This window comes from Acrocarpospora pleiomorpha (assembly GCF_009687885.1).
GTDB classification, from domain to species: Bacteria; Actinomycetota; Actinomycetes; order Streptosporangiales; family Streptosporangiaceae; genus Acrocarpospora; species Acrocarpospora pleiomorpha.
Window position 1 is genome coordinate 135,604 of sequence record NZ_BLAF01000042.1, and the last position, 13,408, is coordinate 149,011.

The following is a 13,408-nucleotide window of genomic DNA, read 5'->3' on the forward strand; positions in this document are numbered from 1 at the left end:
CACCTCGTCCTCGGTGACCGCGTACCATGCGCTTGAGCGCTGGAGAGACATGACTCTGTATCTGAATCTGCCGGACGGCACTGACAAGCTGGAGTACCTCAGCGGTTTACCGGGAAGTGAAGTTTTGCCCGGTCGGCCACGTGGCCTTGACGAGATTCCCAATTACAAGGCACTCATCTGCGTACTGGACAAAGGGACGTACGAGGCGGCCGGTTACATCGTCTCCGAAACGGACTTTTCCGCCTGGGCCCGCTCCACCGGCGATCGGTCGGAGACCTGGCTCCTCATAGACCGTCAGATCGCCGACGACCTTTGCCCAGGAGCGGCTGAGAAACGCCAGTCCTGGCAGTCTGGCCTGGAATCCGATGTCGAAGCCGCCGCGCACACCGATAACCTGTTTCCGGTGGCACGGGCGAGCCGCAGCGGGATCGGTTTTCACATCGAACTGTTGCGCAGGTATGCCAAGGCCTTTCGCGGCGAGCGGCAGGGAACCCGGTCTGACGACCTCCTGACGGATGCCGAAGTGCAGCACGTAGCCGCAGTCGACCTCGACGTCATCGCAAACGATCTGGAGACGTGGGCGGCGCACGACTGGGTTGCTGTCATCGACATCAGCGCGGAACGCCAGCATCTGGCGGGACCACTTCCTCCCTTCCCCGGCACCGGCCCGGATGAAATCCAACCCAGGACCGAAGGACGCTGAACCCCAACTGTGGAATACATCTGCGAGGTCTGCGACAAACCGATCACCCCGAACGCACGGGGCAAGATCCGGGTGGAAGGCGTGACTCACTCCAGCGCCCCTAAAGCGTGGATCTGGGGACCGGTCCCCTGCCACGACGAATGTCGGTTGAACCTGCGGACTCCGTACGACGACCAGATCAGCGTCGATGGCTACATCCTCACCTGGCAGGACATGACGGCTTAGCCGCCTTCCGTCTTGAGCGAAGATCGTCAAGTGGCTCCGGGACCAACGCCTGATCTACGCCAGCGTGCCCGCGTCCGCAGCGCTGGCGGCCTTCTTCACCAGTTCGATTAGCTCCTGCCAGGCGTTCTCCGCGCCCTGGGGCAGGAAGTGTGCGCTGCCGGTGAGTCGCTCGACAACAGCAACCAGGGTTTCCCGGCTCACCGGGATTGGCCGGCCGCGGACCTTCCCGATGACCGAGGTGATGATCTCATCGGCCCGCGTCAGTGGTGTGAGAAGCCGAGCGGCCTGAGACGCCGACCAGGTGCTGATGGTCGGCGTCTCGAACTGGCTGATGAAGAGGCCCTCAAAGGCTCCCTCTCGATATGGTGCCGGCCACAGATCTAGCTCATCGCTTTCGGCGCAGGCTTCAACGCCCTCGCGCTGAATAAGGAAGGTGCCCTGCATCGCCCGCTGGGCCACGGCGACACCGAGGCGCCGTTGAACGGCGACCTCCTGCAAGGGGAGATCGGCGGCGATCAGTCGCCCGGCAAGAACACCTGAGGTGAAGGGTCCTCCATTGAGGAGGTCATGGATCAGAGAGCTGGGCATTCCCTGAGCGAGCACGTCAAGCCGACGTAGCGCCCATTTGATCCACAGCGCGACGGCATCGAGGCTGACGTACAGGATCTCATCGGTGACTTTTGGATCTTGAGCGCGGCCGTGCCCGGTGCCATAGATGTTTCGGATCTCGGCGAGCTGCGTGACCATGGTCCTTGCGCTCTGGGCGATAGTGCGTAGCGGCGAGTCCTGGGCGAGGTCGATACCAGGCTGGCGCTGGAGTGCCGTATGCGCCTTTTTCACCACTGCGGGAAAATCGTCGTTGGCGCTCACCACCTCGCCCCGGACAACCAGGACCGCCTTCGCAACGGACTCAGCGAGCTCCTTCGCGCAGCCAATGGCCAGGGCGTGGTCACGTGCGGCGACCGCGCCTTCAAGCCTCCCGATCAGCCTCTGGGCGGCCGCCCACGAGGCATCTTCCATCCCAGCAGGTCGAACGAACTCAAAGGTCGCGAGCATCTTCGACGTGACCATCTCGGCCATAGGCCCATCCCCCCGCGTGCGTCGTACTGTTCTCCGCAATCAAATCGCAGCAACCGGGGAGCGGTCGCCATATTTGTGCGAGTACGACCTGTTCGGCCGCTACTGGGGCGGGGCCTGAGCTCACTTTCCGCAGCGCGCTCAGGCGGTGACGGTATCCGACCGCCTCCGGCAACGAACTTGCCGGTCCCTCTCGCCCGCAGCACGATGTCGGGACAGCGACGAGATGGTCAGCGGCCGAACCCTCGACCAGGTCCGTGCTGGCGGGGGAGCGTTGGCGGCACATACGCGGCCGGGGTACGGCTGGGGCCGGACCGGCCGATACCCGGGACCTCTTGGCCAGCGCCGGTTCGCGCGCCGACCTTTTCCGCCTGCTCGCGCCGTACGGCCTGCTCTTGCTCCCGTCGGTCCGGAGCCAGCCCGGCCCGGCGAGTGTGCTCGTCGACGACGGCCTGGTGGTGCTCGGCGGCGGCATCCCGGCGGGACCGGGCCGCCTGAACGGCCTGATCGGCGGTGGTGACGTCGGCGGCGCGGGCGGCGCGGCGGGCGGCGTCGATGCCGTGGGCCAGGTCGTCGTGCTGGGCGCGGATCATCGGCCAGGTGGGGGTGGGAGGGGCCTGGGTGGCGCTGGCCCGGGCGGCTTCGGCGAGTGCGGGCCGGGCCGGGCTGACCGGTTCGGCGCGGGCGGCCAGTTCGCTGAGCTCGCGCTCGATGGCGGGCAGCTCGGCCTCGAGTTCGCGGCGGCGGGCCCAGTGGCCGGGCCGCCAGGAGGTCAGCCCTTCCAGTTCGCCGGTCAGTTGCCGGTGGCGGGCGCGCAGTTCTTCGGCTTGGCGGTGGGCGGTGGTGATGGTGGCGTGGGCCTGGCCTAGGCGGGCGGCGTCGGCCTCGGCGCGCTCGATCGCCGCAACCTGGTCGCGCAATCGGGTGACCTTGGCGTCCAGGGCGCGTTCGGCGCGACCGCCGCCGTGTTCGGTGGTGCGGACCAGCGCGATCCGCGCGCCTGCCAGCTCGGCGCGGGTGGTCTGGAGGTCGGCGGCCAGGCGGCGGGTGCGGGCGGCCAGCTGCTGATCGTCGGCCAGGCCCAGCCCGTGCGGGACGCGGGTGAGGGACAGCAGCAGGTTCGCGCGGCGTACGGTGTCCAGAACCTGCTGCGCGGCCCGTTCCTGGGGCTCGGCTGGGCGCTCGGCAGTGCGGGCGGGCTGCTCCCGGTGTACCGCGTGATCCGGATCGCGGGCGGGTTCGCCGGGCATGCCCTGGCCCTCTCGGGCGAGGCTGGCGATCGGGTCGGGCTCGGGGGTGAGCAGTCGGTCGGCACGGTTGCCCTCCAGGGTGGCGGCATAGGCGGCCAGCGCCCGCTGCAGCTCTTCACCGAGGGTGCGGGCCTGGCCGTGGCGGGCCCGGTCGGCGTCGGTTTCCAGGAGGTCGCGGGGGAGGTAGAGGCGGGCGGTCTGCCGATCTCGCGCCATCGCCGCGTACAGGGTGTGCGGGTCCAGGCCCAGCCCGTAGATCAGGGCCTGCTCAGCGGTCAGCCCTTGGGCGGCCGCCACGGTCATCGCGGTGCCGTGGGTCAGGCCGCCGGCCGCGATGTAGTGCGGGCTGATCCACGCGCGGACCAGCTGCGGGCCATCCGCCGTACGGGAACGCCATTCGACCTCTACCCGCCGGTCAGTGCCAATGGCGGTGATGCGGCCCCGGTACCCGTTCAGCACGTCCAGGCCCTCACCGCGCCGGGTCCGGTAGTCGTTCTTGCGTACCCGGACGTGGTCGCCGACCGCCAGCGCCAGCATCTTGCCGCCAGGGAGAAGGTAGAGGCGGTCCGGGCCGTCTAGCTCACCGCGGGCGCGGCGGATCGCGCGGGCGGCTGCATTGAGCCGGTCGGTGGCCTCGTTGGTTCCCGCGAGCAGCAGCACCTCGGCAAGCTCGTCGTGGACACGTTCGGCGTCCTGCCGTGTGAACTCCGCTGGCCAGCCGAGTTGACGCGGTTCTCCCAGGTCATGGGGTTCAGTGGCGGTGCCGGGTTCGGCGGGGTGATAGAGCTGGCGGGCGTAGGTCCAGTCGGCCAGCATCGTGGCCAGGGTGTCGACGGCGTCCCGTCCAGCGTGCACGCGGCCGCCCTGCCCCCAGGTGTGTAGGGCCCGGCGGCGGTCCCCGGCCCGCCACAGCTCCAGCGCGGCGCGTTCGATGGGGTCGCGCTGGCGGCGGTTCTCGCTCAGCAGGGCGCCATCGACCTGGCGGTGGACCGCGCCGAACCCGCCACCGACGCCGACCGCGCGCAGTTGCACCGGGTCCCCGATCAGCGTGACCTTGGTGCAGGTGCGGCCGGCCTCGGTCAGCAGGACGGCCAGCTCGCGGTCGTCGACCATGGCGGCCTCGTCGATCGCCAGGACGTCCACACCGGACAGGCCGGGACCGTCCTGGATGCGGGCCAGCCAGGAGGCGATGGTAGTGGTGGGGATGCCGGATTCGCCGTGCAGGTTGGCGGCCGCCACGGCGGCGGTGGCGGCGCCGACCACCACCAGGCCGCGAGAGGACCAGGCGGTGCGGGCGGCCGCCATCAGCGTGGTCTTCCCTGCCCCGGCGACGCCGATCACGGCCTCGACACCGTGCCCACCCGTCAGCAGCCGTTCCAAGACGGCGCGCTGCTCATTCGACAGGGTCAGGTCGCTGCCAGTCTCGTAGACAGTGATCGCCAGGCGGGCAGCCTCGGCGTCCACCGTCGCCCAGCCAGCCCCGTACCGATCCCGCGCGGCCGCCAGGATGGTTTTTTCGGCGTCCAGGATGTCCTGGCTGGTGTAGCGCTGGCTGTTGGCCAGGTGGGTGGCTCCGGAGGCCGGGCGGCGTACGGCCGGGGCCAGCGCGAGCACCCGGTCGGTCAAAGCCTCAGCGTCGGCCAGGTCGGCCACGCCGTCCGGGCAGGCGTCGATCACGGCCGCCAGCGCATCGGCCCGGGAGACCTCTTTGGCGTGCGCGGTCAGCCCGCCTTCTGGGCGCCAGATCCACGCCGCGATCTCCTCCACCGCCGGACGGTCCGGGAGTACAGGGCCCGGACCGCCGGGGCCTGCCAGCCCGGCCGGGCCGGTGCCGGGGTCGGGCCGACAGGCGGCGACCAGGGCGTGGCCGTCGATGCCGACAGCGGCCAGCTGGGCGTGCCAGTCGGCGGCCAGACCGTGCTCGGTGGCCGTGCTCTTGGCCTGGCGGCTCTGTGCTGAGGCGAGTTTGCGGGCCTGGCCGCTGGCCTGGCCGTAGTCGACGCCCAGGCGGGCCAGGGTGGCGCGGACCTGGTTGCCGCGCTTGGAGAACAGGGCGCGCACGTCGGCAGGGATGGCCTGGATCTCCCAGGCTCCGGTGTCGGGGTCGCGAGCCCAGATGATGCCATGAGACAAGGTGAGTTCGCGCCGGAGCCGCGCTTTGAGCAGGGCGTCGGCGGCGTGGGCATGCCGGTGGATGTCGCGGCCGCCCGCGCCGATGGCCGACCACTTGCCGTCGTCGCGGCCGCGTACGAGGTTGGCGATGACGACGTGGGCGTGCAGGTGCGGGTCGGGGGCGGCGTCACCGACCGGGCGGGCGATGTCGTGCCACATCACCCAGCCCAGCAGGCCGGTGGACTCGGCGCGCTGGGCGAGCTGGCCGTCGCCCTGGTGGCCGCGCTGCCCGTAGGCGGCCCACTGCTCGACGGCGGCCACGGTCTCAGTGACGGCTTCGGCGAAGTTCTCCTTGATGGCGGCGGCGAACTGCGGGGCCGACAGCGTGGCCAGGCCGTGCAGGCTAGAAAGGCTCTTGGTGACGTCCAGGGTCAGGTCGTAGCCGCGGTTGCCGACCCGCACCCTGGCATCACGCCAGCGGCGGGTCAGCGCGAGTTCCTCGGCCGGGTACAGGTCGGCCAGATCCAGCCCGGCCGCGTCGGCTAGGCGCTCGGCGTCGCGGATCGGCAGCCGGTGGGCCTCGCCCTGGCGGGCCACACCCCGAGCTAAGCGGGTCGCGCGCTTGGCCAGTGCCGGTTGGTCGGCCAGTAGCGCCACCGTCCCGCCATCCAGGGCGCGTAGGATGGCGGCCTCCTCCAGGGCCTGCAGCAGGGGAACGGCGCCGAGTTTGGCGCGCGGGTCGACGGCGTGTTTGGGGGCCAGCAGGACCTGGCCGGTGCGCGGGTCGACGCCGTCCATGATGGCGCGAGCGGCGTCGTGCTGGCCGGGGGTCAGGGTGGTCAGCGGGGTGATGCCGACCTCGTGCAGGCCCTGGCCGATCCACATCAAGCCGCGGTCGCCGGCCAGCCGGTAGGCGACCTGGCCGTCCGGGCGTACGCCGGGGTCGTGCTCGGTGCCGGGAGCGAGTTCGGCATGGCGATCCGGATCGCGGACCTGGTGCCCGCACCCGGCGCCCTCCTGCAGGCGGTACTCGACCTGTTCCTGAGAGGGCCCGATCACGCTGACCCACGCCACCGGCCCGACCCTCCCCTCGCCTCCCGTTGTCCGCATGTCCTATCCACGCGAACCCTGCGACTCACCATCGTTCTGACCTGCGGCTCGCAAGGTAGGTCCGGATGATGCAAGGTTCGTTGTCGGTTGGCGCTGAAGCTTGCAGCGCGCCAACGCCCTGAGCTGGGCGCTGAAATCTTTCATGCACACCAGCCCTGTACGCTCGTCGGTCGGAACGAGGCGCGAGTGCTTCAGCAAGCGCCGGACGCACCCGAGTCGCTGGGCATCTGCCAGCCGACGGCAGGGCCTCTGACCTGGCCGCTGAAATCTTCACCGCTTCGTTCTCCTCTCCGCTGAAGCGCCCGCTGCAATCTCCGGCGCCGCGCTGCAATCTTCGGTGGCAGCCGACATTCGTCCGCTCCCCCGCGGCACTCCGATCTTGACCGGCGTATCGGAGATACCTTGGTCCATTCTTGAATAGATCTTGTAAGATATTATGACATGTCTTGTAAGCTTCCAATAGTGGTTCGAACATCTGAACATCACTACTGAGTGGATCTTGCAATGTGATCGGCTGATCGTGATCAACGACGCTTCCTCACTGGCCGAAACCGCCCATACCCTGACCCTCAATGGCCCGAGCGCAGCGTCAAATGTGTCGAAGCTGGGACGCGAACTCCTCACCATGGGCGTCCTGAAGAACAGCGGCGAGCTGATGGGCGGACAGCCCTTTCCCCCGACGCAGCTGCTGCCTCGACTACTGCCTTTCCGGCGCCGAGAAATGCGACTGCGCGCTTCTCCCCCCGTCAGCGGGCGCGAGCCGTCCAGGAACCGGAACCGATCACTGAGGCAGGCTCCCGTGCGACCAGAATCATCATCTGCCGCGGCGGCGGCGCCACCCCTAAAGTGCCCGAACTCGACGACGACCAGGTCCGGCGATTCGCCGAACTCACCGACGTCCGCGTCCCCGACTGCCTGGACGTATGCGAGCGGGCCAACGTCCTGATCGTCCAACCTTCACCGGCCGGGCGGCATGGCCCAATCTCATAGATCGCCCATTGCCCCACGCCAACCGCTGGGTCGGTCGTAGCCTAGGGCGATGGTTCACAGTGGGCCGGACCTGCTCACCTTGGCCGCGGCGTATGCCGACGCCCACCTGGCGCAGGCCGAGTACGACAACGCTCGCGCCTGGTTGGAGCACGCGCGTCAGGACCGGATGGATCCGTTGTCTGCCGAAGTCTGGGTGTTAGACAGCACCTTTCAGCATGTCTTGCTGGTGAAGCATCGCTGGCGTGGGTGGGTCCCGCCCGGCGGAAGGATCGAGCCTGGGGAGACACCACGCACTGCGGCCCGCCGCGAGTTGTTTGAGGAAACCGGCGTCACCGCGGAGCTGCTCGATGTGCCCGCGGCCGTGTCGGTCCGCTCCTACCGCCCGGATTGGTCACCCACGCTCGGGCTGTCGTACGCGGCAGTGATCGACATTTCGATTCCCTTGATCGGGGAGGCGCATCAACCTGCGGCGTGGCTCCCCTTGACTCAGCATTGGCAGAGCACGTTTCCTGACGACCGTCCCAGAATCCGCCGCTTCACTGAGCAGCTTGCCCGAGTGAGGAGCGGTTCCACCCGCTGACTTGGCTGCCAGATTCACGCCTGCGCGACGACGACCAGCCACGTGGTGGCGCTCACCTGGGTTTGGTCGACTCTGCTGAAGGCTTCGTGCAGGATCTCCATGCGCTGAGCGTGGGTCAGCTGGCCCGAAGGACGGGCGAACAGGGGGATGGACAGCCACGCCCGCTTCTCCTCCACCGTGCTGGTGCGGGTCACAGTGTCCTGCGCGAGGACGGTGAATCCGCCTGCCACGAGTTGCGTCTTCACAGTGGCGGGGGTAAGGACCGGACCCGGGTCCTCGCGGCGGCGGGGCACGTACCCGTAGTCGAGCACCGCGATAGCGGTGATCAGGTCGGTGAGCGACGGCGTTGTGCGCGCCCGATCGTCGGGGTCGGACAGGTCGGCGAAGCCGCCGCCGATGTTGAAGACGAACCGGCCGCCCGGCCGCAGGATGCGTTTCACCGCGGCGAAGGTCGCGGGTGTGTTGGTCTTCCAGATGGCCGAGTTGCACACCACGGCGTCGACGGTGGCGGTGATGTGGTCCGAGACGTCTTCGGCCCTGGCGGTGATCCAGGTGATCCGGGGGTCGTTTAGAGTGCGCCGCCCGACGGTCTGCATGGCTTTCGCGCTGTCGACGCAGATGACCCGGCCGTCGATCGGCATTGCCTCCAAGGCGATGGCGGCGGTGACACCCGTTCCTGCGCACAGGTCGACGATCAGCCGCTTGTCGGTGAGGTCGGCGCGGGAGACCAGGTCACGGCTGGTGTCGGCGTAGAGCGGGTGTTGGCGGGTGAAGCGGTCGTACAGCTCGGCGTTCAGCTCGTCGTCCCAGCCGACGATCGCGTCCTGGGGTCGCATGGGTCTCCTCTCGGCGCAGGCGGACAGGCTGCGCCCGCGCTCGGCGGTGCGTAGAGGTGCAGGGTGAGTATCAGAACAGTGACCCTTGAAGGATCGTCTCGGGCGAGGTGTAGTCGCCGATGGTGATCCGTCGGCCCTTCAAGGTGTTGAGGTCCAGGACGTACCGGACGCCGTCAGGGTGGGTGGCGTCGCTCGACAGCCGCGCCAGAACGTGGCTGCCGGAGCAGGATTCGACGAGGAAACCGTGCTCGCCGTGTCGCAGGTCGTGTGGGTAGACCGCGCGTTCCCCCTGCTGCTGCGGGGAGCGGAGCGCGAGACTCACGCCTGGTGGCTCCCATTCGTCCCGGACGATGGAGACCCCCAGGTCCGCGAGGGCGGCGATCGCACGGTCGACGACGCGTTCGTGCGCCGCGTGGATCCGTGCTGGGTCCGGGTCAGCCAGCGCGCCCAGCTTGGCGGTTCCACGGACCGTCTGGGTCAGGCCGAGTTCGCGGCTGAGTGCGTCCTCCAACATGCGGACCGCGCGGCCGTCCGGCACATGGGCTAGGTAGGTCGCCCACGTGGGTCCCTGTTCGTCCAAGCGCGATCGGCGGCGAGGCGCCGCCGCCGTCCCCACCTTGCTGACCGCGTGGGCGAAGGTGGCGACGTAGAGCCAGTGCGGTTGGGACATGTACGCCGCCAGCGCCGGTGGAGCATGACCGCCCTTGTGGAACTGATGGGCGAAGCGGAACTCGTCTTGCCCCAGGCACCCGGCGCACTGCCCGCCGCTGCCGGCCTCGGCCTGCCACGGGCATGGCAGCGGTTCGACCTGGCAGGTCCCGGCGAAGCCGTACCGCCCGGTGCAGAACCGGGCCGAGCCGCAGACCTTGAGCCCGAGGTCCAGCCCCATGACCTCAACATGACCGAGCACACCGGTCGCGGCGTCAGCCAGGAGCAGCGTCGGCCTCCCGGTCGCCCAGGTAACGCCGTGCCACAGGTACTGCCTGCCAAATTCGAGGCCCACGAGGCCGCCTTCCCCTGTCGTGATGGTTTCTGACCTTTACGTGACCTTCAAGTCGATCTGAAGGTCGAGGCGTTCGGACAACACCGTGAGCGTCTCGTTCAGCACGAAGCCTGGGCTTTTGCCGGTGACGTCGATGGACACCCAGGGCTCGTGGACGGTCTGCTGTTGAAGTTCGGCGGTGACGGTGTCCTGGTAGGAAATGAAGGCTTCGACCGTCATTCCGGTGTGTCCGGCCTCCAACGCGCTGAACTCTTGCTTGCGGCGTAGCGCCTCCTGGGCTGTGACCTGGAGGAACACGACGATGTCGGGTGGGGTGAGGTGGGCGAACACCTGGCCGGCCAGATGGGTGGGCACGTCGGGGTTGACGGCATAGCGGGCGAGGATCTTGTGGTGGGCATTGTCGAGGATGACGTGAGTTCCGGCTCTCAGGGCGGGCTGGATGATCAGCCGGTCCTGGAGGCTGTACCAAGCGGCGAGTGCGAATAGCCAGTAGTAGTCTCCGCAGGCGGCGCCCACGCTTGCCTTGCGTCGATAGACGACGGCGTTGAGGCTGTCGAGGTACTCCAACAGGTCGGTGCTTAGATCGATGCTCGACGGAACCTCGGTGGTGGTGTGCTTGCCCACGAGAATCGTGTCCTGCCCGAAGTCTTTGAGGGCCGTGTGGAGAGAGGCTGCCAGCGTCGACTTCCCGGCACCGTCGATCCCTGCCACTGTGATCAGTTTGCCGGTTCTCGTTTTCTCGATGCTCACGAATTCATCCCTCCGTCAGTGGGCGTCTTCGAGGCTGATGGTCCGTAACCGGAGCCGGATGATCTCGTGGATGCGGTCGAGCAGGTGCGTCCGGCGTTCGACCACAGTGGCGAGCCGTTCGTTGGATAGGTCGACAGGGTAGGCGTGGGCAAGGTTGTTGGAGATGACGTGCAGGAAACCGAACTCGATGTCGGCGGCGTGTGCGGCGCGTCCCATGTGCCCGATCTCGGGGTCGACGAACCGGTGCCCGTGCTGTCCGGCCAGCCAGTTCTCGCCTTCGAGCAGGATCGACGGCGACGTCACATGGACTCCGGAGCAGGTGTCCGGCTGGCCGATGGCCAGGTCATCGAAGAAGTCCCGCCAGGAGACCCTGCCCTCGGCCATGACGCTGCTGTTGCCGGTGGCCAGGGATGTGTTGGGCGCGATGTGCGAGTCGAGGGATCCGACCTTGCCGACGTAGACGACGCGGCGGGCACCCAGAGCGGCCAGGCGGGACACGACACGGCCGGCGACATCGCCCCAGATGCTGTGCAGGTAGCCCAGGTAGAGCACGCGCCGCCCTTCGACCTCGGCACGCTTCCACGCGTAGCCGTGGCCCGGCGTCCACTGCGTGCCGCCAGCGAACCGCCCCAGACCCCAGCCCAAGACGACGAGATCGTCGGTGGAGGGGTCGACGTTCAGCCGGGCGACGGACGCCTCGCACAGGGACTCGTCGGGAAGTTCGTAGTCGACCTGGCCGCGGTACCGTCCGACTATGTTCAGGTAGGTCGCGATGATCAGGGCGTAGTGGTGGACATAGTCCACGCCGGGGAAGCATTTGACCGTCAAAGCCTCGGCGTTGAACTCGGCGGTGGGGCGCTGCCAGTTGAACAGCTTGTCGTTCTTTTCATTCGTCGAGATCACGCTGGTGCGGTCGTAGTCGCCGATGACGCGGATGCGCGCCCAGTCGTGGTCCTGGATCAGGTGATGGACCTTGATCTCCAGATAGCGACGCAGACTCGGGACACTCATGGTGTGGCGGTAGAAATCGACGGGTGACGCGCCGAGCAGGCACGCCGGGGCCGCGTCGACAGCCGGGGCGCTCATCTGGGCATCCGGATCTTGATGGGGCAGCCCGCCGCGTACCGGACGGCCTTGATATTGTCGCGGATCAGCGCGAACCGCGCTGGGTCGATCCACTCCACTGTCTCCACCCGCGGCGTCGCTATCTTCTCGTACGGGCCGTCGGGAAGCATCGCGACGCCCATTGCGCCCATCAGCACCGGAGCCGCGCAGTCGACCGAGCTGATCCAGGTGTGCCCGCGCTGTTCGAACAACTCCAGGTGCCCCCTCTGGCCCAAGCCGAGCAGCCGGTAGATCCGTCCGGGGTCGACCAGCCCGTGGTCGTCGAGATGGCGGGTCATCGCGAGGCGGTTCTTCGACAGCTCCTGGCTCGGTTGTTTGCGCCGGGAGGCGGGAAACGCGATCGCGCCGACGTAGTCGCTGGAGACGAGGTGGTCGTAGCAGCGATGCCACTGGGTGTCGTCGGCGGCGTGCACCACCGCGCACAGCCGGAACTCATCGCTCAGATCGAGAATCCGGGCCGCCGCAGCGTCGCTGGCTCGCATCGTGGCAGGGCCGTCGCCCATCACGTCGGGCAGGATGATCTCTTCGGCGTGGACCGCCCGGGCGGCCCGCACCAGGTCGTCGGGACCGAGCGACGTGCCAAGGTCGAAGACACCGTTGTCGAGAATGATCGTGGCCCCCAATGTGGCCTCTTGGAGGAAGAACTCGCGGTATGCCAGGTCGTGCAGAACACGCTGAGCGGCCACATGATGCACCGTCGCTGGGGCCTGGGCAACGAAGTCCCGCAGGTAGGCGGCCGGTGCGATCACCGACACGTTGATACTCCCCGTAGTGCCCGCCGTGCTGTTCACGGAGGCGTTCGTGGACGAGCCGAGGTCATTTGCCACGTTCGTCTCCCCAGATCAGGACGTGCTCACGGGTGGTCAGATTCCAACCGTGCTCCAGCGCGGGGACCGCTGCCCTGCGCATCTGCTCGATGACGGCCGCCGCCGTGGTGCCCTCGGGGCTGAGCCAGATCTCCGTCAGCCCGAACTGGGCCTGTAGCTGAGCGATCTCGGCCACGTCGTCGGGGCCGCAAACCACGAACTTCCACCGCGCCTGGCCGCTGGCCTGGATCGCGGTGATCGCGGCGGGCTTGATCCGCCTGCTGCGCGGCACCGCGGAGGAGGCGAGCTTCAACCCGGCGTTGAACGCCACCCCTGCCGCGATCAGGTTGGCCCCCGGTGTGATGGTGGCATTCGTCTCGATTTCCATCCGCCGCCCTGTAGACACGGCCTGGTTCGCCAGATACAGCAGGGCATTCTTGCGCAGCAGCGGCTCGCCGCCGGAGGCGACGATCAGGTCGACCGCGGCGAGCCCGGGGTTGGTGGTGGACGGGTCCAGCCGCATCAGCTCGTCCCAGATCTGCTGCGGGGTCAGATGCTGGACGCCCGTGCTGAGGTCATGCTTGGCGCCGTTCCACGTGTATTCCGTGTCGCAGCGCATCGTCCCTGTGGCAGGGGTGTTCGCGGAGCCGGGAGCGGCGGCGTAACCGCAGGTCAGATTGCAGTCCCTGAACCGGATGAACAGGGCACGGCGGCCGAGGTTCGGCCCTTCGCCTTGGAAGGAGTAGAACAGTTCGGAGATCGGGACGGGCCACTGGCCGAGGTCGGCGACCGGCGATGCGACGGGGGCGGGCATGGGCTTCCTCTCAGTGGCGAGGTTTAG

General features: G+C 68.3%; 12 protein-coding genes. 4 read left to right on the forward strand and 8 right to left on the reverse strand.

Annotated elements, in window-relative coordinates; all coding sequences use genetic code 11:
- Positions 1 to 49: 49 nt before the first annotated feature.
- Both Aple_RS32000 and Aple_RS32005 read left to right on the forward strand, forming a co-directional pair.
- Entirely contained in the window at positions 50 to 703 is a 654-nt protein-coding gene (locus Aple_RS32000; protein WP_155348442.1) for a hypothetical protein, read from the forward strand.
- Between the two features lie 9 nt (positions 704 to 712).
- Positions 713 to 928 carry a hypothetical protein gene (locus tag Aple_RS32005; protein WP_155348443.1) on the forward strand — a complete coding sequence of 72 codons (216 nt, stop codon included), beginning with the start codon at positions 713 to 715 and terminating at the stop codon, positions 926 to 928.
- Between the two features lie 54 nt (positions 929 to 982).
- On the opposite strand, the gene Aple_RS32010 is transcribed toward Aple_RS32005, so the two are convergent.
- Both Aple_RS32010 and mobF read right to left on the reverse strand, forming a co-directional pair.
- The gene (locus Aple_RS32010) at positions 983 to 2,008 is read right to left on the reverse strand and encodes an abortive infection family protein (RefSeq protein WP_155348444.1); all 1,026 of its coding nucleotides are present in this window, start codon (positions 2,006 to 2,008) and stop codon (positions 983 to 985) included.
- A 227-nt stretch (positions 2,009 to 2,235) separates the two neighbouring features.
- Positions 2,236 to 6,477, reverse strand: coding sequence for a MobF family relaxase (mobF, locus tag Aple_RS55740; protein WP_155348445.1), 4,242 nt, complete (start codon positions 6,475 to 6,477; stop codon positions 2,236 to 2,238).
- 846 nt (positions 6,478 to 7,323) lie between these two features.
- On the opposite strand from mobF, the gene Aple_RS32020 reads away from it, so the two are divergent.
- On the forward strand, positions 7,324 to 7,467 hold the full coding sequence (locus Aple_RS32020; protein WP_155348446.1) for a hypothetical protein: 144 nt from the start codon (positions 7,324 to 7,326) through the stop codon (positions 7,465 to 7,467).
- A 49-nt stretch (positions 7,468 to 7,516) separates the two neighbouring features.
- Entirely contained in the window at positions 7,517 to 8,047 is a 531-nt protein-coding gene (locus tag Aple_RS32025; protein WP_155348447.1) for an NUDIX hydrolase, read from the forward strand.
- A gap of 14 nt (positions 8,048 to 8,061) precedes the next feature.
- On the opposite strand, the gene Aple_RS32030 is transcribed toward Aple_RS32025, so the two are convergent.
- From Aple_RS32030 to Aple_RS32055, 6 genes are all read right to left on the reverse strand, one after another.
- The gene (locus Aple_RS32030) at positions 8,062 to 8,883 is read right to left on the reverse strand and encodes a class I SAM-dependent methyltransferase (RefSeq protein ID WP_155348448.1); all 822 of its coding nucleotides are present in this window, start codon (positions 8,881 to 8,883) and stop codon (positions 8,062 to 8,064) included.
- Between the two features lie 70 nt (positions 8,884 to 8,953).
- Positions 8,954 to 9,886: a DUF2797 domain-containing protein gene (locus Aple_RS32035; RefSeq protein ID WP_246264926.1), complete on the reverse strand. Its 933-nt coding sequence runs from the start codon at positions 9,884 to 9,886 to the stop codon at positions 8,954 to 8,956.
- Positions 9,887 to 9,922: 36 nt separating this feature from the next.
- Positions 9,923 to 10,636, reverse strand: a complete 714-nt coding sequence (locus tag Aple_RS32040; RefSeq protein WP_155348449.1) for a dTMP kinase — start codon at positions 10,634 to 10,636, stop codon at positions 9,923 to 9,925.
- Positions 10,637 to 10,651: 15 nt separating this feature from the next.
- Positions 10,652 to 11,722, reverse strand: coding sequence for a hypothetical protein (locus Aple_RS32045; protein ID WP_155348450.1), 1,071 nt, complete (start codon positions 11,720 to 11,722; stop codon positions 10,652 to 10,654).
- On the reverse strand, positions 11,719 to 12,588 hold the full coding sequence (locus Aple_RS32050) for a hypothetical protein (RefSeq protein ID WP_218038586.1): 870 nt from the start codon (positions 12,586 to 12,588) through the stop codon (positions 11,719 to 11,721). The genes Aple_RS32045 and Aple_RS32050 overlap by 4 nt, the downstream gene beginning before the upstream one ends.
- Positions 12,578 to 13,381 (reverse strand): 7-carboxy-7-deazaguanine synthase QueE, encoded by an 804-nt coding sequence (locus Aple_RS32055; protein ID WP_155348451.1) that lies wholly within the window; start codon positions 13,379 to 13,381, stop codon positions 12,578 to 12,580. Before Aple_RS32055 ends, Aple_RS32050 begins: the two co-directional genes overlap by 11 nt.
- Positions 13,382 to 13,408 lie beyond the last annotated feature (27 nt).